Genomic DNA, 26,519 nt, shown 5'->3' with positions numbered 1-26,519 from the left:
TCGTCGCGGTCGGTGCCACCGGTTATCCTCCCCCGCGCCGGCTGTTGTGGCGCTTCTTCTGATCGCGACGACCGTGTCGCCGCCGCCTCCAGCGTTCCGATGTCTGGCATGGCGACCAAAGATTACCTGACTTTTTCGCAATCCTTTCGAATTGTAACAGGAAACCCTTGCCCCTTTTCCGCTCGTGATCGGAGGTGTAGCGATAAAAGAAACAGGAGCCGCGCCGATGGAGCGGAACAACACACGCGCCAAGATGACGCAGGCGGGGCTGAACCTCATTCAGCAGGCGCTGTCGATCTACGACCGCGACCTGAAGCTCGCGGTCTGCAACCGGCGCTTTCAAGAGATGTTCGACCTGCCCGAATGGCTCGTGACGCCCGGCGCATCGTTCGAAGACACGATCCGCTTTCTTGTCGAGCGCGGTGAGTACGGCAGCGCCCCCGACCCGGACGAGGCGGTGCGAGTGCGCGTCGAGCAGGCCCGCACCTTCCAGCCGCACTATATGGAGCGCACGCGCCCGAACGGTCGGACGATCTCGGTCGAGGGCTCCCCTCTGCAGCAGGGCGGCTGGGTGGCCGTCTACACCGACATCACTGCCATCAAGGCGCAGGAGGCGCTGCTGCGCGGCCGATCGGAGGAATTGTCGGAGGAACTCCTGACCCATGCCGAACGGCTCGCGCAAGCTAACCGGGAGCTTGCGGCCACCAATGCAGCGCTAGAGGAGGCCAAGCGCGAACTGACCGAGATGGAGGCGCGGACCCGCCTCGTGACCGAGATGATGCCCGCCCATATCGCCCATGTCGGCATGGACCTCGTCTACACCTATTCCAACCGCCGCCTGTCCGCCGTGATGCCCGGCAGCCTGTCGGATATCGTCGGCCGCAAGGTGCCCGAGGCGCTCGGGTCGGAGACCTTCGCCAAGATCGAGCCCGGCCTGGCCCGCGCGCTCGAGGGCCGCGCGAATGTCTTCGAAATCACGCATGACGCGTCCGGCCGGCGGATTCGCATCGCGCTCACGCCGGGCCGTGACAGCGCGGACGAGGTGCAGGGCGTCTACATCCTTTCGATGGATGTGACTGAAGAGGCGCAGGCCCGCGCGGCCCTGACGCAAACCGCCAAGCGTGAACTGGCGGCGCAGCTCACCTCGGGCCTCGCGCATGACTTCGCGAACCTCCTGACGATCATCCTTGGGCTTCAGGGGCGGCTCAAGCGGATGGCCGATCTGCCGCCCGACGCCGCCGAACTGGCGCGCACGACGCTCGCCGCGGCGCGGCGCGGCGGCCACCTTCTCGACCGGATCGCCGCGATATCCGGTTCGCGCGAAATGCGGCCGACGCCGACCGATCTGCCGGCGCTTCTCGAGGAGTTGCGGATCATGGCGGTGCCCTCGCTGCCCGAGGGAATCGGGCTCGACATCCTGACGGCGGGATTCGACGCTCCGGTGCTCGTCGATGCGGGGTCGCTTCACGATGCGCTCCTCAATCTCGTGCTGAATGCGCGCGACTCGATCGGCGGCCGCGCGGGGCGGATCACGATCACTGTCCGGCCGGTCCGCGACACCTGGTTGGAGCTCAGCGTCGCGGATACCGGCGGAGGCTTTTCGCCCGAGGCGCTGGATCACGGGCTCGATCCGTTCTTCACGACGAAGGGGGGCGAAGGGTCCGGCCTCGGCCTGACCATGGTCTACGACCACGTGAAGATGATGGGTGGCACGGTCAAACTGTCCAATCGGCCCGAAGGCGGCGCATCGGTTACGCTGCGCCTGCCGCTTCGGACGGTTGGAGAGGCGCCTGCGCAGCCGCTTCTCGTCCTGCTCGTCGAGGACAGCGACGAGATCCGCGCCGACGTGCGCGAGATGCTCCGCACGCTCGGCCACAGCGTCATCGAGGCCGCAAGCATCGAGGAGGCGCGCGAGCTCGCCGACCTTCCCGGCCTTGGCCTGATCCTGTCCGACATCGGCCTGCCGGGCGCGCAGAACGGCGTGGAGTTCCTGCTCAAACTGGCCGCCGCCCGGCACCCGGCGCGGCTTTGCCTGATGACGTCGCTGCCGCCTGGCGACGCGCTTCGCGCGATGGCCGGCTCGACCCCGATCCTCACCAAGCCCTTCACGACGGATGAACTTGGCGCCTTTCTCGCGCTGAGGGAGGCGGCATGACCCACTCCGATAGCCGCGCCCATGTCGCCATCCTCGACGACGAGCCTGAGATCCGTCGCATGTTGTCGGACACGCTTGAGGAAGCGGGGTTCCGCACCTCATGCTATGCGCGCGCGACCGAATTCGAGGCCGCACTGAAGCGTACCGCGCCGGATGTGTGTCTCGTCGACCTGGGCCTGCCAGACCGTGACGGGCTGGCGCTCGTCCACCGGCTGGCACTGGAATCAGGCGCCGCGATCATTATCATCTCTGGCCGCGCGCAGGTGCAGGACCGCGTAACGGGGCTGGAACTGGGGGCGGACGACTACATCATCAAGCCCTTCGATCCGGCCGAGGTCGTCGCCCGCATCCGCGCCCGGCTGCGCAAAGGCCGCCCCGAGACCGACCGCGCCGCCCAGACCGCTCGTTTCGCGGGCTGGACGGCGCATTTCGACCGCTATCTGCTGGTCAACGAAACGGGCGAAGAGGTCGCGTTTTCCCACGCCGAGGGCGAGGTGCTCCGGCTGTTTCTCGAAAGCCCCAAGCGGCTAATCTCGCGTGCCCAGATGCAGGAATCGCTCGGCGGTGCGGCGGGCGACAGCTTCGACCGCGCGATGGACGTGCGCATCTCGCGGCTGAGAACCAAACTCGGCGAGGACCCGAAGAACCCGCGCCTCATCAAGACGATCTACGGCGCAGGCTACATATTCCTTGGCGACGTTAGCTGGGACTGACAGATAGGGCGCATGACCAAACTAACACTGATCCGCCACGGGCAGGCCAATTCCGGCGCGCGGACCGAGATCGACTACGACCGGTTGTCCCCGCTCGGCCATCAGCAGGCCCGCTGGCTGGGCGAGCATCTGCGGCAAACGGGCGGCTTCGACAGGGTGGTCTCTGGGACGCTGCGGCGGCAGGAGGAAACCGCTGCGGCCCTCAATTTGGACGACAGGCCCCATCACAGCGATCGGCGGCTGAACGAACTCGACTACTTCGGCCTGTCGCACACCCTTCAGGAAAGAGAGGGTCTGCCGTTCCCGGACACACCGGAAGCCTTTGCCGCGCATGTGCCGCAAGTGCTCGACTTGTGGCGCAGGGGAAACGCGGGGGCTGACCACGAAAGCTACGAGGATTTCCGTGCCCGCGTGATGGGCGCGCTCGAGGATGCCGCCCAGGATGGGCCCGGCGCGGTGCTCGTCACCTCGACCGGCGTAATCGCGACGCTCTGTGCACTCGCACTCGGGCTCGAAGCGGTGATGAAGGCGAGGATGTTCCTCAAAGTGATGAACACGTCCGTCCACAGGTTCGAGTTTCACGGTGGGGTGCTGCATATCAACCAGTTCGGCGCCACGCCGCATCTCGACTATCCAGACCGTCACGCGGCGCGCACCCACTACTGAGGCTTGCGCAGGCCGCGCAGCCGCCGCAGTCTGGTCGGTGTCAGACGAGGGCGGATGGCAATGCGGATTCACTGGTGCGGCACAGGGCTCTCTGCGCGACCCGGGCTCAGGCGGCTGATCCTCGCCAACCATCCGGTGACCGTCTGGAACCTTCCGATCGACGCGGCGGTGGAGGCCGTTGGCGACATCACCGACGACGTCCGCGCGATGAAGTCAGGCGCGCTCGACGACGCGCTCGAGCATGGCGACATCGTGGTCTCGATGCTGCCGGCCACGATGCATGCCGATCTCGCCCGCCATTGTGTCGCCCACGGCGTGCATTTCGTCTCGTCCAGCTACATCACACCGGATCTGCGGGAACTGGACGAACCCGCCCGCCGCGCCGGCGTGGCGGTCGTGAACGAGGTCGGGCTCGATCCCGGCATCGATCACCTAATGGCGCATGATCTCGTCGCGGCCTATCGCGCCTCGCGCGCCTACGGCCCAGCCAACGTCATTTCTTTGGCCTCGTATTGCGGCGGCCTGCCCGCCCAGCCCAACGCCTTCCGCTACAAGTTCTCTTGGTCGCCCATTGGCGTGCTTCGGGCCTTGATGGCGCCCGCGAGGTCGATCCGCGATTTTTCCGAACTGCGGGTCCACCGGCCGTGGCGGGCAGTCAGCCGCTACGATGCACCGCTTCGTCTGCCCGAGGCATTCGAGGTCTACCCCAACCGCGATTCCCTGCCTTATATGGCAGAGTACCGCTTCGACCCCGCCTGGAAGGTGAAGGAGTTCGTGCGCGGCACTCTCCGGCTCTCCGGATGGGCGGAAGCATGGCAGGAGGTCTTCACCGTACTGGAGGAGGGGCCTGACGACGCGCGCCTCGAGGAGCTGTCAGACGACCTGTGGGAGAAACACCGCCTGGATGAGAACGAGCCAGACCGCGCAGTGCTCGCCGTGTCGCTGAAGGCGGAACGGTCAGGCGTGCCGGTCTGGCACCGGACCTGGGTTCTTGACGCCGAGGGCGATGTCCGCGGCTCGGCCATGGCTCGGCTTGTATCGGGGACCGTCTCGCTTGCGGTCGAGGCCGTGATGGCGCGCGAAATCCCCGTGGGGCTCCACGGCGCGCCCCATGACCTGCGTCTGGTGAAACGGTGGCTTGACGAAACTCAGCACCTCGCGCAGTACATGCAACTCAAAGTGCATGTGTAGCAGTCAGAGAATGCCCTTCTCAGCGTCTTCGACCGAGATTCCAAGCGCGTCGAGACCGTTTTCCAAATGGTCGGCCAAGAGCGGCTCTCCCATGAGGTAGTCGGCGGTCGGGGAGGTGGCTTCGAGGCGCGCGGTTTCGATCGCCTCTTCGAGTTCGTCTGCGCCGAATGTCTCGCGTCCGATCCACATCACGGCGACGAGGCTGGCCTGCTCGTCCTCGTTCAAGTTTCCGATGAACTCGCGCAGTTCTGCCTCGGTTGCGTCGCCGGACCGCGCCTCAAGGATCGTGTCGGCGTCGCGGACGTCGCCGGAGGCATCCCAAGGGCTGACCTTAGCGTCAAGCTCGCGGGCGCGGACTATAACGTGGGCGACTTTTTCAGGGGCGATCTGAAGCATCGCGGTCTCCATATCTCGACTCGATATTGCCCCGCTCCGGGGCGCGCCGCAATTGGTCATGATGGCGCGGTAGCGGTGAAGCCCATGCCTTCGGAGACACGGGTTCCCTGCATTTCACGCGTAGAGCGACGATCAAACTACTGTAAATGCCTGGTTCCATGCACTTCTTCAGAAAATATTGGCCCGTTCACAGGCGTTGCAAGGCACAGTGAAGGCTGGATCCCGGCGGCGTGAAGCGTTTGGGCCCCGGCCGAAGAATCTCGCACCGCGGGATCGAGGACTACCTTGTGATAACATACATTTGCCTGTTGGTCTGAGGGTCCGGAACGAAACGGCGAGCGTATGCGGGCAAATCTCCACCCCTCTTGTCTCCGACATATCTGCGGACGATGCTGATCCGCTTCGCGGACGAAGAAGTTCGAAGCGGCAGGATGTCATCCCCTGGCCCTCGCGGCGCATCGATATCTGATCGGAGTCACACGTCCGGCCTGCGCAAGACCCGGCCCGACTGGCGTGTGCGAACAACCCGGCAAGAGGGGAGAACTTCCAACTAGAACCATCCCGCCGCTCGCAGCTTCCTTTCGAACGACCGCCCCACGGGGATCTCGGCCCCGTCGGTCGCGACAAGAATGCGCCGGCGGCCCCGGAGGCGGACCGCTTCGACTGCGGTGCGTGACACCCACCAGGACTTGTGAACCTGCCTGCCGTCGGTGTCCGCCAAATCCTCTACCGCGTCGCTCATCCGATGCAGGACCAGGCCGCTGCCCTCGTCGGTATGGACCCGCATGTAGTGATCCTCCATCTGCAGATAGCGGATCACTCCCGAGAGCCCCTCGGGCGGGCGGCGAAGCATCCCCACGGTCGGCGGCATGTCGCCTCGGCGCGCGCCGACGGAATCGACAATCGCCCCGCCCTCTGCATCGCCCATCTCCGGCCTGAAGAGTGGCCAGCGCTCGATAAGCCCGTACTGGATCAGTGAAAACACCACGTTGATCACCGATATGTTGAGATAGGTCACCCACGGCGCGGGCAGCCCGGCCTCGGGGGCGACGATCGTCTCGACCAGCCAGCGCACCTCGAAGGTCAGCGGCGCCGCACCGATGAACGCTTGGGCCAGCAGAAGCGCCCAGCCCGGATAGCGGTCGGTGCCGAACGAAGACCGCACGCCGCGGGCGATGAGGATCATCTGCAGCCAGCCGACCGTGACCGACGCGCCCCAAAACACAGCCTGATCGCGGAACTCCGCGCCCGTGCGTACCGCGTCCCCCGCCTGCCAGATCATCAGCGCGGCGGTGACAAGGATCGCGATCACGTAACGCAATGCGAGGCTCTCGACGCCCCGAAGCGTCCCTGACCGCCGGGAGGGAGCCGTACGGTTCACGCTTCGCGAACTGTACCACCGGCCGATTTAGCGAAACAACCGCCGCCGCTGACGAAGCCAGACTCGACCCGGCGGGAAATGCCCCTCAGATCTTCCGGCGTCTCAACACCACGCGAAGGGATAGCAGATGAAACAAGTACTTGGAGCGCTCGGCCTGATCTCCGGTCTGGGTCTTGCCTGCACGGCGAGCGCGGGCGGGATCGAACTCTTCGTCACCGGGTTTTCCAGCGATGCCGGCATGGCCCGCATCGTTCTCATGGAAGGCGAGGCGGGCTATCGTGGCGAGATGCCCGTCACCCGCGTCGCCTCGGTGCCAATCCGGGACGGGCGGGCGGAGTGGACGGCGGACGACATCGCGCCGGGCCGATACGCGCTGATCGCGCATCACGACAAGGATGCCGACGACGACCTGAACCGGCCTTTTCTCGGGCTGCCGCAGGAACCCTACGGCTATTCGAACGGCGCCTGGACCAGCATGGGCCTGCCCGCCTGGGACGCGGTCGCCTTCGACGTCGGCGCCGCGCCGGCGCGGCCGTCCATTCATCTCCGCATGAACGCCTTCGCCGCAGCCTCGCAGATGGCGCTTGTCGGACTTCCCGCGCTCGCCGCGATCTTCGGGAGCCTCGTTTTCGTCCGGCGGCTCCGCCGCCCGGCGACGGTGTAATCAGACAGAAGGGAGAGACAGATGACACTTGATTTCATTGCCCGCGCCGGCGCAGCCGGCATGATCGTCTCGGGTGCCGCGCTCGGCTATTCCTACGTCGCGCATCCTCACCACATGACCCCTGACACCATCGCGTCGCCGGGCTGGATCGCGATTCACACGCTCTTCGCCGTTTCGCTGATCCTTGGGCTCATGGGCACGACGGCACTCTACGCCCCCACGGCCGAGCGGAGCGGTTGGCTGGGTCTCGCCGGCTTCGCCACGCTCTTCGTCGGCATGATGATGATATTCGGCCTCGACTATTACGAGGTGCTGATCGCGCCTTTCCTCGCCGTACACTATCCACAAGTCATCGCCGATCACGGCGCGGGCGACGCAATGGGGGCGGTGGCGGCGGCCTTCCCGGCCGCCGGGCTCCTGACCGTCATCGGCTACGCGCTCCTCGGCTGGGCCTGGCTGCGTTCCGCTGTGGTGCCGCGCGCGCTCGGACTCGCGCTCATTGCGGCGTCGCTGGCCTTCGGGGTCGCGCTGAGCCCCGTTGGCGGGCTCATGGCGGCCAAGTTCACCGCGACGGCCTTCGGCCTGTCGCTCATCGCGGTCGGCCTCAACGCCTGGCGCGGTGCGCGGCACGACACAATCGCCGCCTGAGCCACCGCTGCGTCGGTCCTCCGGGGGGGCCGTCTCGCGCTACACCTCCGCAAATGGCCGTGTTATCGCATAACCGCCGGCTGATTTTGCCTAGCAGTATCCATTCAGCCCATTGTTGCATCATGTTCCAACCCCATCGAGGAATCGACATGCTGCACAAATCCCGTACCGCTGCCACGGCCGCCGTGCTGATCGCCGCGCTCGCGGCCGCGCCCGCCCATGCCTGGGGCAAGAAGGAGCAGAACCTGCTGAAGGGCCTCGCCGCCGCCGCGATCGTCGGCACCATCATCTATCAGAGCCGCAACAACAGCCCGGCCGCACGCTCCTACAGCACCCAGCCGCGCTACTACGCGGCGCCCGCGAGCCGCACCTACCAGGAGCCGACGCGCTACAAGCCCGCGCCGAAGTCCTCCGTTTATTCGACGCCCGCGGCGCGTGCCTTCAACAGCTACACCGCCTCGGAACGCCGGTTGATCCAGTCGCGCATGACCGATGCCGGCTACTACCATGGTGGCATCGACGGCGCCTTCGGGCCGATGACCTACCGCGCCACCAAGGCGCTGGCTGGCGACACGACGGGAACCGACCAGATCGCGACGGTGTCAGGCGCCTATGAATTCTACGACCTGCTGATCCGCTGACGGACAATGCGTCTGGCCGCCCGTGCCTGGTGGCAGGGCGGCCGGTCTCCCGGCCTGGAATGAAATCCCATGCGCCGGATAGCAAGAGCCCCGGACATGGTCCGGGGCCGTCACCACCGGTCTTTGCCGGTCTCAAAGATTAGGGAGTCCCTCGACCGAAACGCTTCTCAAACGGGTACGTTATCCCACATACTGTCGGGATCGTCGCTGGAACTGACGACACGCAGGCGCGAGAAGCGCCCGCTTTCCCAACCCTGGGCACCCAGACGGTCGCGAAGCCTGACCTTGAGTTCTTCGGCCCGCTCCGGACTCGCGAGAAGATCGTCGACGATCACATCTATCTCGTCGCGGCGTTTCGCCTGATTCATGACATCCTCCCGGTGCTTACGACGCTGCGCTTTTCGCGCGTGCAGTCAAGTGGCGCGGACAACCTACCACAACCCAAGCGATTCCCGCACCTCCCCATTCAAGAAATATTGACGCAGCGTAAAGTCGAGCGGCGGGATGTCGCCGATCGCCCCGAAGTTGTGCCCTAGCGGGCCAGTTCAAGCCGCGTCATTCCCCCCGACCAGCCGTCCAGCGTACATCGCGGCCGGATCAGGACATGGTCAGCATCATCGGGTATGACGACCCCGGACAGGCTGCGGGTGAAAGGCTGCTCTTCGACATGAGGATGCAGCAGCTCGCGATAGCCAAGCCGAGTGCCGTCCGGGGCAAGCACCTCCCACCCGTTGGCGTAGTGGTCCCAGCCGGTATCGGGATGCAGGATCGTGACAGCGACCGCCCAGCTGTCGCTCTTACGCGACGCCTCGGCGCCGACAATTCGCGGTGTGTCGGCGATGGCCGGCGCGGCGAATAGCAGAACTAACGGAAGACAGCGTCTGATCATGGGCCCAGACTGCCACAACCGCGTGGCAGGCGCGATCAATTAGCCGTGCGCTCCGATCAACCTCCGTTCAGCCGCCGTAGCATTGACCGACTGATGTATCGTGCGCCCTGTGTCTGCATCAGCGCAAGGACCGGGCCTTCGCGCCTGTCGCCCTCATCCGCGTAGTACGGCGCCACGTCGCTGATCGACCGATAGGACCAGATCGGCTTGCCCGATATCGTGTCGAACTCGATGACCCGTCCGCCCAGCGTTTCCGCGACCAGCGCCCGGCGACCGTCGTCGCTGAGTTCGACGTCCCCCTGCGCCTCCGAGAACAGATCATAGCCGGCCATGTCAGTGTGGCGGGGAAACAGCGTCTCGGGCTCGCCCGTCACAAGGTCGAGCTTCAGGATGCGCGTCCCCGCCTTCGTATCGATGCCGCCGAGATTATCGAAGACGACGACATCGCCATCGGGCAGGAAGCGCGGGCTGTGCTGGGCGACCATGGGACCAGTCAGGACGTGCTTGATGCGCCCATCGTCCTGATCGAGTAGGACAAGCGCCGAGCTCGACCTGAGCGAGACGAGCAGATCACCCTCACGCGCATCCTCGAGACGGGCGGCTGCCGCCTCGTTCACGAGCGCGATGCCGTTGACATGGTAAGGGTCGCAATCGTTTCGCACGGAATAGGCGAGGCCCTGCATGTCGCTTCGCCGGACGGCCTCGTCTAGCCAGAATTCGCGCAGCACCTGACCTTCGGGCGACAGGATGCGCACGCCTTCCTGAAACACCGCGCCAAACTTGCAGTCCAGCTTTTCTTTGGTGCCGGCGACATAGGCGCGATCGCGCTCGATGCGCGCCATCGGCACGTAGATGCGGCCGTCGGGACCGGCCGTCGGCCAATGGTGGCTGTCGTCGATGCGTATCCAGTCGAACCGCGCGACGGCGAGCTGATACGGATACATGTTGCGCGTTTGGAAGGTGACGATCAGGTTGCCGTCCGGATCAATATCGGCGCCTTGCACGTAGATGTTGGAGACGTCGCGCTCCCCGTCATGGCCCGACAGCTTTTCCTCATCGAAGAGCTTGGACGGATCATATTGCCAGCGGTGCAGCACCTTGCCGTCGCGCTCCATGACCCAGGCGAGGCAACCGAATTCCGGGCAGAGGTCGCGCCGGTACTGAAATCCTCCGGTCATCAGGATGACATCGCCCGCGGGCTCGGGGCCCAGGAGCAATACCGGGTCGACGCGCTGAGCATCGGGCGCGAGCTCGATCATTGGGTGTGGCCATTTCGTTCTGTCCAGCTTTGTGAGCGCGTCGAACCCGCTTTCGAGGTACACGAGCTGATCGTGCGGAAAGAGTTTCCACTTGATGGTCGCCACACCCCAGCTGAAGGCGCCCGCCATGAGCAATAGGAACGCGCCAAACCTCCAGAGACGTTCGCCGTTGACGATGGAACGCGTGGGGGAGCTTCGCCAGGATTCGGCGTGCATTGGGCATCCTTCTGGTTGTCCAGCCGACTTCCCCCTCGCGCCACACTAGCCGAACTCCGTCCAAACAATGTATACGGCTGGCAAGATCTTGGTTGTCAGGCGGATTGCTGCCGATCCTCGGCCGCATTCAGCGCTTCGTACGTACTGGGTTTCGTTTGTCAGATCGCAATTTTGGTTATATAAATTTACCAATTCTTGCGGAGACTTTGCATGGACCTTCCACGTCCGGACCCTGCGATTCTGGCGCAGAAGCCCCGGATCGTAGCCGCCCTTCGCGCCGTGCTACCGGCGGATGCGGTGATTGACGACCCGGCTGAAACCCGGGCCTATGAATGCGACGCGCTCAGCGCCTATCGCTGCCCGCCAATGGCGGTGATCCTGCCCCGCTCAACGCAAGAAGTGGCCGCGGCGCTGAAGGTCTGTCACCAAATGGGCGTGCCGGTCGTGCCGCGCGGTGCGGGCACGTCTCTGGCGGGGGGCGCGCTGCCCGCGGCAGACGGAGTGATCCTCGGAGTCGCGCGCATGAACCGGGTGCTCGAAGTAGACTACGACAACCGTTTCGTGCGGGTGGAGACGGGCCGGACGAACCTCTCGGTCACCGGCGCCGTCGAGGGCGACGGCTTCTTCTACGCGCCCGATCCCTCGTCGCAACTCGCCTGCGCGATCGCGGGCAACATCGCGATGAATTCGGGCGGAGCGCATTGCCTGAAATACGGGGTGACGACGAACAACCTTCTCGGCGTCACGATGGTCACGATGGACGGCACGGTCCTCGAGATCGGCGGCGCGCATATGGATGCGGGCGGCTACGATCTGCTCGGCGTGATCTGCGGGTCGGAAGGCCAGCTTGGCGTCGTGACCGAAGCGGTGCTCCGCATCCTGCCCAAACCCGAAGGCGCGCGGCCGGTGCTTGTCGCGTTCAACTCTAACGAGGTCGCGGGCGCCTGCGTGGCCGATATCATCAAGGCCGGCGTCCTGCCCGTCGCGATCGAATTCATGGATCGGCCCTGCATCCGCGCCTGCGAGGATTTCGCCCATGCCGGCTACCCCGACTGCGAGGCGCTTCTGATCATCGAGGTCGAGGGCAGCCCGGCCGAGATCGACGAACAGTTGGGCCTCATCCGCCAAATCGCGGCGCGCCACGATCCCCTTGAATTCCGCGAAAGCGCGTCGGAGGAGGAGGCGAAGAAGATCTGGCTCGGCCGCAAGTCGGCCTTCGGCGCGATGGGCCAGATCAACGACTACATGTGCCTCGACGGGACGATCCCGGTCTCGTCCCTGCCCCGTGTGCTGAAACGCATCGGCGAGATGAGCCGCGATTTCGGGCTCGACGTCGCGAACGTTTTCCATGCGGGCGACGGCAACATGCATCCCCTGATCCTCTTCGACGCCAACAAGCCCGGTGACCTGGAAAGGTGCGAGGCGTTCGGGGCCGAGATCCTGAAGCTCTGCGTCGAGGTCGGCGGCTGCCTGACGGGTGAACATGGCGTGGGCATCGAGAAGCGTGACCTGATGAATGTGCAATACGATCAAGCCGACCTCGAGGCGCAGATGCGCGTCAAGGACGTGTTCGATCCGGAATGGCTCCTTAATCCGGCGAAGGTGTTTCCGCTCGCGATCAGCGCCGGGCGGCGCGCGGCTTGAGACCGGGCCGCCCGGGGGTTTCCCACCCCCGGACCCCCGGAGAGTATTTCCGAACAGAAGAAGGGACGGCGCGTGCGGGCTGGAAGCGAGGAGGAAGTGGCCGAGGCGATCCGCGTGGCGCGGGGACCGTTCCGGATCATGGGCGGCGGAACGCGGCCCGTGGGACGTACAGTGACGGGCGATGGGCTGGACGTGTCGGGGATTGCCGGAATCACGCTTTACGAGTCGGGCGCGCTCACTGTCGTGGCAAAGACGGGGACGCCGCTTGCCGATCTCGAGGCCGCACTTGCCGCCGAGGGGCAGCGGCTCGCCTTCGAACCGGCCGACTGGCGCGGGCTTCTCGGGACGGAGGGCGAGCCGACAGTCGGCGGGATGGTGGCCGCCAATGTCTCGGGCCCGCGCCGGGTCCAGGCCGGCGCTTGCCGCGACGCGCTTCTGGGCGTGCGCTTCGTCGACGGGACCGGCGCGGTGGTGAAGAACGGCGGTCGCGTGATGAAGAATGTCACCGGGTATGACCTCGTGAAGCTGATGGCCGGGTCGTGGGGCACGCTCGGCGTTCTGACCGAGGTGAGCCTCAAGGTCCTGCCCGCTCACGAAGCCACCGCGGTTCTCGTGATCGACGGGCTGAGCGGCGGCGAGGCGCTGGCGGCCATGACGAAGGCGCTGCGCTCGCCCTTCGACGTGACCGGGGCGGCGCACGGGCCGATGGGCACGCTCATCCGCGTCGAGGGCTTCGCAGGATCAGTCGCCTACCGCGCCGAGCGGCTGCGCGCGCTTCTCGCGCCCTTCGGCGCCGTCCGGGTCGAGTCGGCGCCGGAGCCCTGCCATTCGCTTTGGCGCGCGGTGCGCGATGTCGAGCCGTTCCATGGGACGCCGGGCGATGTTTGGCGGCTGTCGGTGAAGCCTTCCGACGGGCCAGAGCTCGTTCGCCGCGCCAAGGCGCGAGAGGCGATCCTCGATTGGGGCGGCGGGCTCGTCTGGCTTCTGATGCCTGAGGGCGAGGATCTCCGGGCACGGCTCGGCGCGTTTTCGGGACATGCGACGCTGCTCCGCGCAAGCGAAGAGACGCGCGCACGTATCGCGCCGTTCCAGCCCGAGCCTGCGCCGGTCACCGCGATTTCGGCCGGTCTCAGGGCGCGGTTCGATCCGAAGGGCATTCTCAATCCGGGGCTGATGGGCTGATGCAAACGACTTTCACCGAAGAGCAGCTCAAGGACCCGGGTATCCAACGGGCGAACAAAATCCTGCGCACCTGCGTCCATTGCGGGTTCTGCACCGCGACCTGTCCGACCTATCAGGTTCTGGGCGACGAACTCGACAGCCCGCGGGGGCGCATCTACCTCATCAAGGACATGCTGGAGAACGACCGGCCGGCAGACGAAAAGACCGTCAAGCATATCGACCGCTGCCTTTCCTGCCTCGCCTGCATGACGACCTGCCCATCGGGTGTGCACTACATGCACCTCGTCGATCACGCCCGCGTCCATATCGAACGGACCTACCGCCGGCCGTGGCGCGACCGGGCGCTGAGATGGGTGCTCGCGAAAGTCATCCCGAACCCGAAATTGTTCCGCCTCTCTCTGCTGGGCGCAAAGATCGCGCGGCCCTTCTCTGGGCTTCTGCCGGACGCACGGCTGAGAGCGATGGTGGCGATGGCGCCCCAGACGATCCCTCCGGTCAGTCGGAATGACGACCCACAGACCTTTCCGGCGAAGGGCGAAAGGCGGATGCGCGTCGCGCTGATGACGGGCTGCGCGCAGAAGGCGCTGAACACCGACATCAACGACGCGACGATCCGGCTGCTCACGCGGCTCGGGTGCGAGGTGGTCGTCGCGCAGGGCACGGGCTGCTGCGGGGCGCTTACCCACCACATGGGCCGAGAGGGCGAAAGCCACGTCTCGGCCGAGGCGAACATTCGTGCCTGGATGGCGGAGAAGCGCGCGGGCGGGCTCGATGCGATCGTGATCAACACTTCGGGCTGCGGCACGACAGTGAAGGATTACGGGCACATGTTCCGCACCACACCGCTTGCCGCCGAGGCGGCCGAGATCGCCGCACTGGCCAAGGATGTCACCGAGCTTTTGGCGCGGCTCGCACCCGAGACCAAGGCACCCGAGCCCATGCGCGTGGCCTATCACGCCGCATGCTCGCTCCAGCACGGCCAACAGGTGACGGCTGCTCCCAAGTCGCTTCTAAAGGCGGCGGGGTTCGAGGTGGTGGAACCCACCGACGCGCATCTCTGCTGCGGCTCGGCCGGGACCTACAACCTCTTGCAGCCCGAGATCTCGGCCGAGCTGAAGGCCCGGAAGGTGACGACGCTGGAGCGGACTGCGCCCGACGTGATCGCGGCGGGCAATATCGGCTGCATGATGCAGATAGGGTCGGCGACGCGGGTGCCAATCGTACACACCGTCGAGCTCATCGACTGGTCGACGGGCGGCCCCCGGCCCCGGGCGCTCGGGGAACGCGCGGCAATGTTGGGCGCGGCGCGGCCATAATCTTGCCCTATCGGACGGCTAAGCACGGGCCAGCAAGAGGGAGAGGGCAGGATGCGGGCGATCTTTCAGGCAATGGTCTTGGCTTGTCTGCCGATTGGCGCGGTCGCGGAGGGCACGGCTCTTCAGGCACTGACGACGGCGGACGCGACGCGCGGCTGGGAAGCGGTCGGGCGCATTGACATCGGCGAATCGGCCTTCTGTACGGGCGCGCTCATCGAACCTGCGCTTGTCCTGACGGCGGCGCATTGCCTATTCGACCAGAATACCGGCGCCGCCTTCGACAACTCGGACTTCACCTTCCTCGCCGGCTGGCGCAACGGACGCGCCGCCGCCTATCGCGGCATCAAGCGCGCCGTCGTCCATCCCGAATACGTCTACGAGGGCCGCAACCGGATCGACCGCGTGGCCTACGATCTCGCCTTTCTCGAGCTCGACCAGCCGATCCGCCTGCCCTCCATTCTGCCCTTCTCCACCGGGTTCGACCCCCAGCAGGGCGACCAGGTGGGCATCGTCTCCTACGCGCTCGACCGGTCCGAGGCGCCGTCTCTAGAGGAAAGCTGCGAAATTCTCGGCCGCCAGCCCGGCATCCTCGTGATGACCTGCTCGGTCGATTTCGGATCCTCCGGCGCGCCGGTCTTCGCGATGATCGACGGAGAGCCCAAGATAGTCTCGGTCGTCTCGGCGAAGGCCGAGATGGACGGCCTGCGCGTGGCGCTCGGGACAGCGATGCAGGATCCACTCGGCGACCTGCGCGAAGCATACGCGGCCAGCGAAAGCCGCTTCATGAAGGTGAAGCGCGGCTTCGGATCCGACGCGGCCCAAGTGACCGGTGCGGGCGGAGCGAAGTTTCTCAAGCCCTGATTGCGAGCGGATGCGCGCCCTCGTCATCGTGTTCGCGATCCTCAGCGCCGGCGCGGCATTCGCTGAAACGGCGCCCCTCAAACGGCTGACCCTGCGCCAGGACGTGCTTGGCTTCGAGGCGGTCGGACGCCTCGAGATCGGCGACAAGGGCTATTGCACGGGTGTCCTGATCGCGCCCGATCTGGTGCTGACTGCGGCGCATTGCCTGTTCGACCGCAGGACCGGAGCGGCCGAAGATGTCGGACTGATCGATTTCCGCGCCGGGCTGCACGACGGGACGACTATCGCGGAAAGCAGCGTGGCCCGTGCCGTGACGCATCCCGCCTACGACCCCGGTCACGAGGGAGATATTTCCAGCATTCGCCACGACGTCGCGCTCCTGGAACTCGCGGCGCCGATTCCGGCGGCGACCGCCGCGCCGTTCGCGGTGCGCCGTCTCAGGCCCGGCGCCCGCGCGGTCAGCGTCGTGTCTTTCGCCCGCGGCCGCGACGCGGCCCCATCCTGGCAGGACGGCTGCGAGGTGATCGGGCGGCAACAGGGGCTTCTCGCGGTCGATTGCGACCTCTCCTTCGGTTCGTCTGGCGCCCCGGTCTTCGACCGGACGGGCGGCCGGCCGAATATCGTCGCGATCATCTCGTCGGGCGGCATGATGGGCGACCGGACGGTCGCGCTTGGGATGGACCTCCCCGGCCCGATCGCCGATCTGCAAGAGGCGTTGCGGACCGGCCGCGACGTTCGGGTCGCCAGCGGGACGCCCGGGGTCAGGGCCCGGCGCATCGCCCCGGGCACGAAATCGTCCGGCGGAGCGCGTTTCGTGCGCCCCTGACCCCTTGAAACCGCGAAAATCCGCCTACATCTCATGGATGCCGGGGTGCCCGAACGGGGCTTCGGCGCAACGCACGCCCGTCCCAGAGGGGAGGGCATATCGACATCGCTCAATGGAGGATGACCATGCGAGGCCTTGATTTCACGCCGCTCTACCGCGCGACGGTCGGGTTCGACCGGATCGCGGATCTCATGGACCGGGCGCTCAGTGCCGACCCGGCCCAGACCACCTACCCGCCCTATAACATCGAAAAAACCGACGAGAACGCCTATCGCATCTCGATCGCCGTGGCCGGCTTCACCGGCGACGAGCTGGACGTCGAAGTTAAGGAGGGCAGCCTGCTCGTCTCCGCCCGCAAGGCGGCCGAGGACGAGGGCAAGACCTACCTGCACCGCGGCATCGCGACCCGCGCGTTCGAGCGGCGCTTCGCTCTCGCCGATCACGTGAAGGTCACCGGTGCCACCCATGCCGACGGCATGCTGCATATCGATCTCGTGCGCGAAGTGCCCGAAGCGCTGAAGCCGCGCAGGATCGAGATCGCCAGATCCGACACGGTCGAGGCGAGAGCGGTCGAGCAGGCCGAGGCCTGATCGCCGTCACGGTCCGATGCCAAAGGGCGCGCCGCGTGCGCGCCCTTTTCGTTTTCAGGGCGGAGCGCCCCGACGGGCGCAAGACAGTGTCGCGCCCCTTGACAATGCAAGGGACGCTTCGATGCCTCCGGCGGAGGTATTCCTGCAATGAAGTCGCGTTAGCGCGACAGGCTCTGGGCCAACCGCATGAGCTGGACTGCCTCGGCGCGGTAGCCGAACTCGTCCGTGCCTTTCGCGCCGTTGGCGAGCCCAATCGCCTCGTCCCAGCTCCAGTCGCCAAGATATTTCGACTCGCTCAACAACTGGCCCATCCCGGCGATGGCGGCGGCGAAGCGCGCGTCCGTGTCGGCTTCACCTGATGCGGCCGGGATCGGGGTCTCGATGAGGCGCGACCTCGCCTCGCCCGGCGCCTTGTAGCGCAGCTTCAGGAACCCGAGTTCTGCGACATCGCCGGCCAGTTCCGGTTCGGCGTAGCGCAGCGGATCGGAAAGCCGCGCGGGACTACCGACCGGCGTGATCTCGTAAAGCGCCGTCACCTGGTGGCCTGCGCCGATCTCGCCCGCATCGACCTTGTCGTTGTTGAAATCCTCGCGCGCCAGTGCCCGGGTTTCATAGCCGATAAGCCGGTACTCGGCGACCGCGGCAGGGTTGAACTCGATCTGGATCTTCACATCGTCGGCAATCGGGAAAAGCGCGCCGGAAAGCTGATCGACCAGCACCTTCTGCGCCTCCGACAGCGTGTCGATATAGGCCGCCGTCCCGTTCCCGTTCTGCGCAAGCGCCTGCATCGTCGCATCGTCGAGATTGCCGCGCCCGAAGCCCAGCACGGAAAGATAGGTCCCGCTCTCGCGTTTCGTCGCGATGAAGCCCTTCAACTCCTCCGGGTCATGGATGCCGACGTTGAAATCGCCATCCGTCGCCAGCAGGATGCGCCCGATCCGGCCCTCCTCGGCCATGCTCTCTGCGACCTGGTAAGCCTGCCGCAGCCCCTCCTGCCCCGCCGTCGATCCACCCGCATCGAGCCGGTCGAGCGCGGAGAAGATCGTATCGCGATCCGACGCCTCGGTCGGCTCCAGCACCAGCCCCGCCGACCCCGCATAGGTGACGATCGCCACTCGGTCCTCGGGGCGCAACTCGCCGAGCATCAGGCTGAAGGACTGCTTCAGAAGCGGCAGCTTCTTCGGGTCGTCCATGGACCCGGAGGTGTCGATCAGGAAGACGAGATTCAAGGGCGGGCGATCGTCCAAGTCCGTCATCTCGCCCTGCAGGCCGATCCGCAGAAGCTGCGTGTTGGCGTTCCAAGGCGTTGCGAACAGGCTGACCGAGGCGCGGAAGGGGGCCTCGCCCGCCTCCGGCGCCGCGTAGTCATAGGGGAAGTAGTTCACCATCTCCTCGATCCGCACCGCCTGATTCGGCGGCAGGTATCCGTTCGTGAGCGACGACCGGACGACGGAGTAGGACGCCGTATCGGTGTCGATGGAGAACGTGGAGACCGGTTCCTCGACGGCGATCTTCAAGGGGTTCGGGTCCGCCTCGGGATAGGCCTCAGTGTCGGGTTCGGGCGCTATCACGGCCTCGCGGCTCGGCACGGCGGCGACCCCCGCAACGTCCCCATCGGCGAAGAGCCCGCTTTCACGCGACCGCTCGAGCGCGGGGGCTGGGGCCTGCTCGACCATGGGCTCCGCCATGACCATCGGATCGGTCGCCGATTCCGGCTGGGCGCGGAATTCCTCCCGCTGCGTCGCCTCATCAGCCTCCTTCGGGGCCATCCGGCCCACGGGATCGCCGGACACCTTCGGCGCGGCCTGACGCAGATCATCGGCCGGCGCATCGGTCAGCACCGTGGGCCCGGGGAGGCCCGTCTCGCGCTTCACTTCGGGCCAGATCGCGACCGCGACACCGATCGCGGCGGCGGAGGCGGTTGCGGCCAGCATCTGCGGGGTCGTCAGTTTCATGAACATGTTGCGTACTCCTGTCAGAACATCCGCCCGTTCGGGGCGGTCCGACATGGGACGCGCAGGCTTGGCCGTTTCTTGGTGCCGGTCGAAGTTTTCCATCGCCCGGGCCAGCGCATCGGCCTTCGCTTCATTGTCGGGCGCGGGCGTAGCGGCCTTCAGGCCCTCGCGCAGGCGGTCGAGTTCGTCGCTCATAGCATGCCCTCCGCCCGCGCCATCTGGCGCAGGCGCTTTTTGACTTCGCTCATCCGCCAGGCGACCGTGCCCTCGGAGAGCCCGAGCGCCTCGGCGGCCTCCTTCTGGCTTAGCTGCTCACCCAGTGTGAGTGCGATCGTGTCCCTCAGTTCCGGCGATAGCCGCGCCATCGTTGTGGCCAGCCAATCCTCAGCCTCCGCCGCCTGCGCCATCTCGGCCCGGCGCGCGGTCTCCCAGTCTCCCCAGCCATCGGCTGCCTTCGCATGGCTCGCGGCCCGGCGGCGGCGGTCATGAGCGGCGTTCACCGTCACCCTGAAAAGCCAAGTCGTGAACCGCGCCGCCTGCCGGAAACTCCCCAGCTTCGCAGGCAGCGCGAGGCAGATATCCTGCGTCAGATCCTCCGCCTCGGCCTTCGATCCGGTTAGCCGGAACGCCAGCCCGAAAACCCTGTCGTAGTGCCGCGAGAGTAGCGCCGCGAAAGCATCACGGTCTCCGTTCGCGGCCGCAACGGCCAAGGCCTCATCCGGGGTTTGCATGCGCATGACAGGACTATGACGCATGGGCAGCGTCAATCCTTGGTGGCGGGGGCGTGAAAGCTAACTTCAAGACGCGTTGGTCCGCTTTGCGGGACATAGCCGCCGTTGATAGTAAGATTTTGGACGACCGCACGACCCTCAACAGTGGCCATTCGCGTGACCTGTCTTTTGACGTGATCAAGCTCTTTGCGGACTAGATCATGATTCCGCGGCGCATCTCCGAAGTCTTGGTTTGAAGGTCGTCGAATTTCAGTGCGTGACTGGACCTGCATGTTCGCCGGAAGTTTCCGGACTTAACAGAGCCGCACCCTGTTCAGGCTGATATTCGCAGATGCGCAGCCACCGGGGCATCGTTCTCTCAAGGAGCGCATCGCCACTCAGGAACAGCCGATCTGCTCCTACCTCTCGAGCAATGTTCGTCCGCCCCAGGAGCAATGCTGTCATGGATTTCACGCTCGTCTCCACAAACAGATCGACGTCGAAGCCCGGGATCGACGTACAGACTTCCACCGGCTTGCCTGGCTGAATGACTGCCCAGATGGTGTCGTATTCCAAATCGTCGCTGAAGTGGAACTGGAGTACTATTCGTCGCTTCGGAAGTTCCTCTGCGGCAAAAATCCTGGGCATGCACCGGATGAGGGAGGAAAGGTTGGCGTTTCGCAGAGCGATCTCCGCCGTGACATGTCTTTGCGCCCACATCGCCAGTTCGTTCAGCGCCGGTTCAAGGTCAATGGCCATCTGTGTGCGGATATAGTCGACGTTTCCCGTCGCGCGGTCTTCGATTCGCTCGACCAAGCCGAATTCCTCTAACTCCTTGAGTCGTTTCGACAACAATGCCGGCGATATGCTCCCTATCCCCCGACGCAGGTCGTTAAACCGCGTTGAGCCAGCCCAGAGTTCGGTCAGGATTGGAATCGTCCATCTCGGCTCCAGAATTTCACAGGCATGGGTAATTGGGCAGATCATGCCATAGGGTTGCGTCTTCATCGGACGAATACCTCCAAGGCAGAGTTTACCCGACCGAGTGCGGTCTGATCCAGTTCACAATCTGTACCGGAGGCGATTCATCTCGTGCACTACTCGCCTGTCCCCGCCCTTCGATATGAACAACTCAGGCAAGCCTCGAAGGATGGAGACATGAAAGAGATTTACCTGATTCAACTTGAAGCGAGGTACAACGAGGCCATTCGCAAATCGCGGGCAAATGAGCACAATCCCGATATCGGGCGGCTCAGACAGGCAACATCGCGGTCCATCTTCGCAATGTTGTTCGCCACTCTGAAAGACGCATCCTCCGCATTGTGGCGTCGTATTGCCTGAGATTTCGAATGGCTATCATCATCCGATTGCAATCATGACGGCATCGCCGTGCAGACGGCTACCCTGAGCTCGAAGCGGCCTCTCCAGATCTGGTCGTCACCGCTTCGCCGCGCGAGCGGGCGCGGCACCCCTGTTCCGCCCCGACCAGCCGGGTCACAGCTCGTCGATGAAATCCTCCGGTCTGTCATGCACCACCACGACGGACGGCGCGTCCTCGTCAGCGCGCGGAGCGTTAACGGGGCGCATCCGGCCCTTGCCCGCTGCGTTGCCATACGTTTTGCCGAAAGGACGCATACGCGGCGCCGACCGGCCAAACCCTGATTTCGTGCCGTTAACCATACGATTCTCCCCGATCCGGCCAGGCAAAAGAAAACGCGCCCGAAACGGGCGCGTTCGCGTCGGTCAGGCTTTGGCAGCGATCAGCGGCGGATGCTGAGACGCTTGATCAGGTCCTGGTAGCGCGCTTCGTCCTTGCCCCGAAGGTAGTCGAGGAGCTTGCGGCGCTGGGCAACGAGCTTCAAGAGGCCGCGGCGCGAATGGTTGTCCTTCGCATGGCTCTTGAAATGGTCGGTCAGCGTCGCGATCCGCGACGTCAGGATCGCCACCTGGACTTCGGGCGAACCGGTGTCGCCGTCCTTGGTGCCGAATTCCTTGATGACGCGGGCTTTGTCTTCAGCAGTGATCGACATCGGGGTCTCCTTTCGAGTTGAAGAGTCATGGCGCAAGCCGGGATGTCGTCCAGCAGGGCCCGTGGAGTAGCACCCGCCGTTCTAGGCGGATGCGCGCGTATAAGGGAAATAGTCCCGAATGGAAAGCGCAAATCCCCGCGCCCGGTGTCAGACGGCGGCCCCCGGCGCCTGCCCCTTGGCGATCAGCACAATATCGGCGGGGTCGGGCGCGTAACCGCCCAGCACCTCGGCGATGATCTCGCCGTCGATCAGAATGTTCATGGCCCCCGGCGTTTCCTCCGACGGCGCGACCGTAACCACCGGATCGGGGTGAATCTCGGGATCGTAGACCAGCGCCAGGCTGTCCTCCGCCGGATCGTAGTCGGCGATCACGGCGATGTCGTCAGCAACCGCGAGCCAGTCCGCCAGCTCGAACCGGTCGGCCCCCGCGCCGCCCTCGGCCCAGTCTCCCGAGCCGGCGAGAATTGTGTCCGCGCCCGCGCCGCCGTTCAGGAAGTCGCGGCCGTCGGTGTCAGGCTCACCCGCGCCTGGCACGCGGCCATCGAGGACGTCGTCGCCGTCATCGCCCATCAAAGTGTCCTGGCCTAGCCCGCCCTGCAGCGAGTCGTTTCCGAGCGCGCCCTGAAGGGCATCGTCGCCCTCCCCGCCAGAAAGCGTGTCGGCGCCGCCGCCGCCGATCAGCCGGTCGTTGCCCTCCCCGCCATCGAGGCTGTCGTCGCCCTCGTAGCCCGCCAGAAGGTCATCGCCGGCCCCGCCGGCAAGCAGGTCGTCGCCGTCACCGCCATGCAGCGTGTCGCTGCCGTCATCGCCCCTGATCGTGTCGTTGCCGCCCTGTCCATGCAGATCGTCGCGGCCAGTGCCGCCGGCGATCCGGTCGTCGCCGTCGTAACCTCCCAGCTGGTCGTCACCCGCGCCGCCTTCCATCACGTCCGCATCGCCACCTCCGGACAGGATGTCGTCGAGCAGCGAACCTTCGACCATGTCGGAGGTGGAGACCGCGCCCGTCGTCCGGGCATCGCCGCCCTCGGCCTCATCTTCCTCATCCTTGCCGAGAAGGTCCGAAAAATCCACTGCCGCCCCCACCATGAGAAGGCCCAGCACGCCGGCCAGCATGAACATATACGTCACCTGTTTCCCGCACCGGCAATCCCCATGGCCGGCGCACCCCACGGGCGATTGAAGCGATCAAGTCTTAAGTGATGACGAAGAACCCGGGGACGCGCGCAATTGTCGGTACTTTGCGCTAGCCTCCCGGCCAGATCTCGGGGCCGCGCGCATAGCCTACATAGAGCGGATGCCGCGGATGGCCGTCCCGCGTGAGCCCAAGTTGCCAGAGGGCCACGCCCGTTTCGCGCAGCCGCGCCTCCACCTGCGGTCCACGGTTCAGATGCGCCCCGTGTACGCCCCAGCCGCACAGCACCATGCGGGCCCCGCGCGCGGCTTCGAGAAGGGTAGCGTCATTCTCAGACCCGATCGGCTCGGCCGTGCGCTTCAAATCTGCCGGAACAGTCGCGCGATAGGCGAAGAGGTTCGCAACCGCGAAGCCGCCGAACCCCATCGCCCGCGCGCGCCGCTCGCACCGTTCGATAGTGGGATCGTTCCGTTCCTCGGTCGCGGTCGACGGGTTGAGGAGTATGTAGCAGCAAACTCCACCTCCGCCCCAGCGCCGTTCGAGCAAATAGCGGTAGTGCCCGCACTCCGAATAGATCGCCTCGGAGCGTGTGCCGCGCGCTTCGTTCCGCCGAATGATCATCGGAACGGACAAGGCGCCGCGAAGGTCATTCCGCGTCCCGTCTCGGGGTGGTTGAACCGCAGGGATTCAGCATGGAGCATGAGCCGCGGATGATCGCGGGCTGCCCCCTCCGCATAAAGCGCATCGCCGAGGATCGGGTGGCCAATCGACTGCATGTGGACACGCAGCTGATGGCTGCGGCCGGTCAACGGAAAGAGACGCACCCGCGTCGTGCCGTCCTCGTCATGGCCAAGCACCCTCCAGTCTGTCCGCGCGGGCCTGCCGTTCACGCGGTCGACCTTCTGGCGCGGCCGGTTCGGCCAGTCCACGATGAGCGGCAGGTCGACGCGCCCCTCCTTCGGTTCGAGATGGCCCCAAAGCCGGGCGCGATAGGTCTTGCGTACCTTGCGGTTCTCGAACTGCGCCGACAATTCGCGCTGCGCGTGGCGGGTCAGGGCGAAGACCATGACTCCTGAGGTGTCGCGGTCGAGGCGGTGGACAAGGAGGGCGTCAGATTGCAACTTCTGGACCCGCGCGATCAGACAATCCGCAAGCTCCTCGCCCTTGCCAGGCACCGACAGGAGCCCGGCCGGCTTGTCGACGACGAGGATCGCGTGATCCGCGTGGATCACCTCGAGCGGGTCGTCAGGAGGCGCATAGGCGGCGTCGGACATGCGCGGGGCGATAACATGGATGCGCCGGAAGATGCCATCCCGCGCAAGGCGTGCAGGAACCCGCCTGCCCCTTCCCGGTTACACGATCCGGTGACCGGCCCCTGACAGCCGGCGCGCGATCTCGGCAATATGTGTAGGCCCGGTTTCGCAACAGCCGCCGACGATCGTTGCCCCTGCATCGACCCACTGCAAGGCGAAATCGGCGTAGCGCGCGGGCGTCATTTCGGGCCGGCGGTGGAGCGCATCGACGGTCGGATCGTCGTTGAGGAACGCCTTGGTTATCTGCTGGAACCCGTTGGCATAGGCGCCGTAGGGCAGGCCGAAGCCCTTGTACACGCCAAGCGCCGCCGCCATCGCCTCGGGTGCCGAGCAATTGGCCAGGACGGCGGCCGCGCCCGCCTTCACGATCGGCGCGAGGGCCTCCACCGGCTCGCCCGAGCGGAGCCGCGATCCGTCCTCGTCGTCGACCGTCACCGACAGCCAGACCGGTCGCCCGCCGGTCCGAGCGCCCTCGAGCACGGCCTTAGCGTGGGCCAGCGAGGCGACCGTCTCGGCGAGGAAGAAATCGACCGCAGGCGCGAGTAGCCCCGCGATCTCGGCGTATTTCGCGACGGCCTCGTCATGCGGCGGATGGGTCTCGGGCCGGTAGGAGGCGACCAGCGGGCCGAGCGACCCGGCGATCCGGCCCTTGCCACGCTCGGCGCGGGCCGCCGCGGCCTCGGCCAATGCCTGGGTGTGGAGCGTCACGAAGCGGTCGTCGAGCCCGACCTTCTTCAGCCGGTCGTGGTGGATCGCGTAGGTATTTGCCGTGGCGACGGTCGCGCCGGCGGCGAAATAGTCCTCGTGCACCGAGCGGACGAGGCCGGGGTGATCGATCATCACCTGCGTCGCCCAGAGCTGCGTCGGCGCGTCGCCCGAGCGCGCGACGAGCTCCTGGCCCATGCCGCCGTCGAGAAGCGTGATGTCGGCCAGTGCCCTACTCCCAGACCAGCCGGACCGCGAGCCCGGCAAAGATCGCCGCCGCGATCCGGTTCATGATACCGCTTGTGCGCCTCAGTGACCGGCCCATCGCACCGGCGAGCGCCCCGTAGCCCATCGTGACGATTGTCCCAGTCACCGTGAAGATCGCGCCGAGGAACACGATCTGCGCCCAGATTGGTCCAAACGCGGGATCGGTGAATTGCGGCAGGAAGGCGAGGATGAAGACGATCACCTTCGGATTGAGCGCGTTGGCGAGAAAGCCCCGGGCGAGCGCCCGTCCCGGATCCGCCGCCCCGCGCGCGCCCGGTTCGGGCGGTCCGGCGTGCCAGACCGACCAGGCGAGCCAAAGGAGATAGCCCGCCCCGGCCCAGCGGATCGCGGTCAGCGCCGCCGGATGCGCCGCGACAAGCGCCGCGAGGCCGAGCGCAGCGAGCGAGACGTGAAGAACGCCACCCAGCCCCACGCCGAGACCAGCAGCCATGCCCGCCCGCGGCCCGCCCCTAAGTCCCGAAGCGGTGGCGAAGAGAACGTCCGCCCCCGGCGTGAAGTTGAGCGCCAGCCCCGCCAGTACGAACGCCAGGAGCTGCCCTCCCGGATAGGTCTGAACGATGTCCCACATGGTGCGCCCCCGGCTCTTGCGCAAGCGCTGACCGAATTCGGGCGCCGGGTCAAGTCCCGTGCGGGCATTGACTGGGCTGACTTTGCTTGCGAGCGTTCTTTGGCGGGCCAAGGCGGAGGCGGGGATGGACTACGAGACGGTGAAAGCGGAGGATTTCGGCAGGTCGCTGAAAGGAATGGGCCTCAACCTCCTCGTTCGGGACGTGCGCCGGCTCGCGGCGTTCCTCGAGGGCGTCTTCGGCATGACCGCGCACCGCCTGTCCGCGGATTTCGCGATCATGGACTATCACGGCGAACTCTTTCAGCTTCACGCCGACGGGACGTATCACAGCCATCCCCTGCCGGCGCTCTTGCCCGAGGCGGGCCCGCGCGGCGCGGGGCTCGAAATCCGGCTATACGTGACCGATCCCGACGCAGCGGCCGAGCGCGCAGCGGCCTTTCCCGACGCCGTGATCCTGCAACCACCGATGGACAAGCCGCACGGGTTGAGGGAATGCTACATTCTGTGCGAGAACGGCTATGCTTGGGTGCCGAGCCGGCATCTGTGACGCCGCTCAGGCCGGGTCGGACGAAGCCGGCGG

General features: G+C 66.0%; 30 protein-coding genes. 15 read left to right on the top strand and 15 right to left on the bottom strand.

The features are described from left to right. Positions 1-226 precede the first annotated feature (226 nt). From DEA8626_RS15875 to DEA8626_RS15860, 4 genes are read left to right on the top strand one after another with little or no spacing between them, the layout of a single operon-like run. Positions 227-2,155: a PAS-domain containing protein gene (locus DEA8626_RS15875; RefSeq protein WP_108854222.1), complete on the top strand. Its 1,929-nt coding sequence runs from the start codon at positions 227-229 to the stop codon at positions 2,153-2,155. Continuing rightward, positions 2,152-2,868: a response regulator transcription factor gene (locus DEA8626_RS15870; protein WP_108854221.1), complete on the top strand. Its 717-nt coding sequence runs from the start codon at positions 2,152-2,154 to the stop codon at positions 2,866-2,868. The genes DEA8626_RS15875 and DEA8626_RS15870 overlap by 4 nt, the downstream gene beginning before the upstream one ends. Before the next feature lie 12 nt (positions 2,869-2,880). After that, positions 2,881-3,534 (top strand): histidine phosphatase family protein, encoded by a 654-nt coding sequence (locus tag DEA8626_RS15865; RefSeq protein ID WP_108854220.1) that lies wholly within the window; start codon positions 2,881-2,883, stop codon positions 3,532-3,534. A 60-nt stretch (positions 3,535-3,594) separates the two neighbouring features. After that, positions 3,595-4,725, top strand: coding sequence for a saccharopine dehydrogenase family protein (locus DEA8626_RS15860; protein ID WP_108854652.1), 1,131 nt, complete (start codon positions 3,595-3,597; stop codon positions 4,723-4,725). 3 nt (positions 4,726-4,728) lie between these two features. Here DEA8626_RS15860 and DEA8626_RS15855 read toward each other — a convergent pair whose 3' ends face one another. Further along, positions 4,729-5,121, bottom strand: a complete 393-nt coding sequence (locus tag DEA8626_RS15855) for a DUF3775 domain-containing protein (protein ID WP_108854651.1) — start codon at positions 5,119-5,121, stop codon at positions 4,729-4,731. A gap of 550 nt (positions 5,122-5,671) precedes the next feature. Beyond that, on the bottom strand, positions 5,672-6,433 hold the full coding sequence (locus DEA8626_RS15850) for a LytTR family DNA-binding domain-containing protein (protein ID WP_245890911.1): 762 nt from the start codon (positions 6,431-6,433) through the stop codon (positions 5,672-5,674). A 196-nt stretch (positions 6,434-6,629) separates the two neighbouring features. Here DEA8626_RS15850 and DEA8626_RS15845 point away from each other — a divergent pair, with 196 nt between their 5' ends. The 3 genes from DEA8626_RS15845 (at position 6,630) to DEA8626_RS15835 (ending at position 8,455) form a co-directional block, all read left to right on the top strand. Continuing rightward, a complete protein-coding gene (locus DEA8626_RS15845) occupies positions 6,630-7,166 on the top strand; it encodes a DUF2141 domain-containing protein (RefSeq protein ID WP_108854218.1) in 537 nt (178 codons plus the stop codon). 21 nt (positions 7,167-7,187) lie between these two features. Beyond that, positions 7,188-7,814, top strand: coding sequence for a hypothetical protein (locus tag DEA8626_RS15840; RefSeq protein WP_108854217.1), 627 nt, complete (start codon positions 7,188-7,190; stop codon positions 7,812-7,814). Between the two features lie 149 nt (positions 7,815-7,963). Then, on the top strand, positions 7,964-8,455 hold the full coding sequence (locus DEA8626_RS15835; protein WP_108854216.1) for an antifreeze protein: 492 nt from the start codon (positions 7,964-7,966) through the stop codon (positions 8,453-8,455). A 167-nt stretch (positions 8,456-8,622) separates the two neighbouring features. Here DEA8626_RS15835 and DEA8626_RS15830 read toward each other — a convergent pair whose 3' ends face one another. The 3 genes from DEA8626_RS15830 to DEA8626_RS15820 all read right to left on the bottom strand — a co-directional run bounded on the left by DEA8626_RS15830 (position 8,623) and on the right by DEA8626_RS15820 (position 10,819). Continuing rightward, positions 8,623-8,823, bottom strand: coding sequence for a hypothetical protein (locus DEA8626_RS15830; RefSeq protein ID WP_108854215.1), 201 nt, complete (start codon positions 8,821-8,823; stop codon positions 8,623-8,625). Positions 8,824-8,987: 164 nt separating this feature from the next. After that, positions 8,988-9,344 carry a hypothetical protein gene (locus DEA8626_RS15825; RefSeq protein ID WP_245890890.1) on the bottom strand — a complete coding sequence of 119 codons (357 nt, stop codon included), beginning with the start codon at positions 9,342-9,344 and terminating at the stop codon, positions 8,988-8,990. Positions 9,345-9,400: 56 nt separating this feature from the next. Further along, a complete protein-coding gene (locus DEA8626_RS15820; protein ID WP_108854214.1) occupies positions 9,401-10,819 on the bottom strand; it encodes an arylsulfotransferase family protein in 1,419 nt (472 codons plus the stop codon). Between the two features lie 210 nt (positions 10,820-11,029). Here DEA8626_RS15820 and DEA8626_RS15815 point away from each other — a divergent pair, with 210 nt between their 5' ends. The 6 genes from DEA8626_RS15815 to DEA8626_RS15790 all read left to right on the top strand — a co-directional run bounded on the left by DEA8626_RS15815 (position 11,030) and on the right by DEA8626_RS15790 (position 17,238). Further along, positions 11,030-12,463, top strand: a complete 1,434-nt coding sequence (locus DEA8626_RS15815; protein WP_108854213.1) for an FAD-linked oxidase C-terminal domain-containing protein — start codon at positions 11,030-11,032, stop codon at positions 12,461-12,463. 72 nt (positions 12,464-12,535) lie between these two features. Beyond that, entirely contained in the window at positions 12,536-13,645 is a 1,110-nt protein-coding gene (locus DEA8626_RS15810) for an FAD-binding protein (protein WP_108854212.1), read from the top strand. After that, complete coding sequence (glcF, locus tag DEA8626_RS15805) at positions 13,645-14,961, top strand: glycolate oxidase subunit GlcF (protein WP_108854211.1); 1,317 nt, start codon at positions 13,645-13,647, stop codon at positions 14,959-14,961. Before DEA8626_RS15810 ends, glcF begins: the two co-directional genes overlap by 1 nt. 51 nt (positions 14,962-15,012) lie before the next feature. Continuing rightward, positions 15,013-15,822: a trypsin-like serine peptidase gene (locus tag DEA8626_RS15800; protein WP_108854210.1), complete on the top strand. Its 810-nt coding sequence runs from the start codon at positions 15,013-15,015 to the stop codon at positions 15,820-15,822. A gap of 10 nt (positions 15,823-15,832) precedes the next feature. Then, complete coding sequence (locus DEA8626_RS15795; protein ID WP_108854209.1) at positions 15,833-16,648, top strand: trypsin-like serine peptidase; 816 nt, start codon at positions 15,833-15,835, stop codon at positions 16,646-16,648. 125 nt (positions 16,649-16,773) lie between these two features. Further along, the gene (locus DEA8626_RS15790; RefSeq protein WP_108854208.1) at positions 16,774-17,238 is read left to right on the top strand and encodes an Hsp20 family protein; all 465 of its coding nucleotides are present in this window, start codon (positions 16,774-16,776) and stop codon (positions 17,236-17,238) included. Between the two features lie 158 nt (positions 17,239-17,396). On the opposite strand, the gene DEA8626_RS15785 is transcribed toward DEA8626_RS15790, so the two are convergent. From DEA8626_RS15785 to DEA8626_RS15775, 3 genes are all read right to left on the bottom strand, one after another. Continuing rightward, positions 17,397-19,388, bottom strand: coding sequence for a vWA domain-containing protein (locus DEA8626_RS15785; RefSeq protein ID WP_108854207.1), 1,992 nt, complete (start codon positions 19,386-19,388; stop codon positions 17,397-17,399). Then, positions 19,385-19,924: an RNA polymerase sigma factor gene (locus DEA8626_RS15780; protein ID WP_108854649.1), complete on the bottom strand. Its 540-nt coding sequence runs from the start codon at positions 19,922-19,924 to the stop codon at positions 19,385-19,387. The genes DEA8626_RS15785 and DEA8626_RS15780 overlap by 4 nt, the downstream gene beginning before the upstream one ends. A 249-nt stretch (positions 19,925-20,173) precedes the next feature. Further along, on the bottom strand, positions 20,174-20,911 hold the full coding sequence (locus DEA8626_RS15775) for a winged helix-turn-helix transcriptional regulator (protein WP_108854206.1): 738 nt from the start codon (positions 20,909-20,911) through the stop codon (positions 20,174-20,176). Between the two features lie 150 nt (positions 20,912-21,061). On the opposite strand from DEA8626_RS15775, the gene DEA8626_RS21105 reads away from it, so the two are divergent. Next, entirely contained in the window at positions 21,062-21,244 is a 183-nt protein-coding gene (locus DEA8626_RS21105; RefSeq protein WP_181366482.1) for a hypothetical protein, read from the top strand. Positions 21,245-21,397: 153 nt separating this feature from the next. Here DEA8626_RS21105 and DEA8626_RS15765 read toward each other — a convergent pair whose 3' ends face one another. From DEA8626_RS15765 to DEA8626_RS15735, 7 genes are all read right to left on the bottom strand, one after another. Next, positions 21,398-21,583: a hypothetical protein gene (locus tag DEA8626_RS15765; protein WP_108854204.1), complete on the bottom strand. Its 186-nt coding sequence runs from the start codon at positions 21,581-21,583 to the stop codon at positions 21,398-21,400. A gap of 80 nt (positions 21,584-21,663) precedes the next feature. Further along, complete coding sequence (rpsO, locus tag DEA8626_RS15760; protein ID WP_108854203.1) at positions 21,664-21,933, bottom strand: 30S ribosomal protein S15; 270 nt, start codon at positions 21,931-21,933, stop codon at positions 21,664-21,666. Between the two features lie 147 nt (positions 21,934-22,080). Beyond that, complete coding sequence (locus DEA8626_RS15755) at positions 22,081-23,052, bottom strand: calcium-binding protein (protein WP_108854202.1); 972 nt, start codon at positions 23,050-23,052, stop codon at positions 22,081-22,083. 124 nt (positions 23,053-23,176) lie between these two features. Further along, positions 23,177-23,686: a DUF1643 domain-containing protein gene (locus DEA8626_RS15750; protein ID WP_108854201.1), complete on the bottom strand. Its 510-nt coding sequence runs from the start codon at positions 23,684-23,686 to the stop codon at positions 23,177-23,179. Then, entirely contained in the window at positions 23,683-24,339 is a 657-nt protein-coding gene (locus tag DEA8626_RS15745) for an RluA family pseudouridine synthase (protein WP_108854200.1), read from the bottom strand. Before DEA8626_RS15745 ends, DEA8626_RS15750 begins: the two co-directional genes overlap by 4 nt. A gap of 78 nt (positions 24,340-24,417) precedes the next feature. Then, a complete protein-coding gene (locus tag DEA8626_RS15740; protein WP_108854648.1) occupies positions 24,418-25,311 on the bottom strand; it encodes a homocysteine S-methyltransferase family protein in 894 nt (297 codons plus the stop codon). Between the two features lie 4 nt (positions 25,312-25,315). Next, the gene (locus DEA8626_RS15735; RefSeq protein WP_108854199.1) at positions 25,316-25,939 is read right to left on the bottom strand and encodes a LysE family translocator; all 624 of its coding nucleotides are present in this window, start codon (positions 25,937-25,939) and stop codon (positions 25,316-25,318) included. Between the two features lie 124 nt (positions 25,940-26,063). Between DEA8626_RS15735 and DEA8626_RS15730 the strand changes: the two genes are divergently transcribed. After that, positions 26,064-26,486 (top strand): VOC family protein, encoded by a 423-nt coding sequence (locus DEA8626_RS15730; RefSeq protein WP_108854198.1) that lies wholly within the window; start codon positions 26,064-26,066, stop codon positions 26,484-26,486. Positions 26,487-26,519: the final 33 nt, after the last annotated feature.

Source organism: Defluviimonas aquaemixtae (genome assembly GCF_900302475.1).
GTDB classification, from domain to species: domain Bacteria; phylum Pseudomonadota; class Alphaproteobacteria; order Rhodobacterales; family Rhodobacteraceae; genus Albidovulum; species Albidovulum aquaemixtae.
Note: the sequence above shows the minus strand (reverse complement) of the source record. Positions and strands in the feature narration are given on the sequence as shown.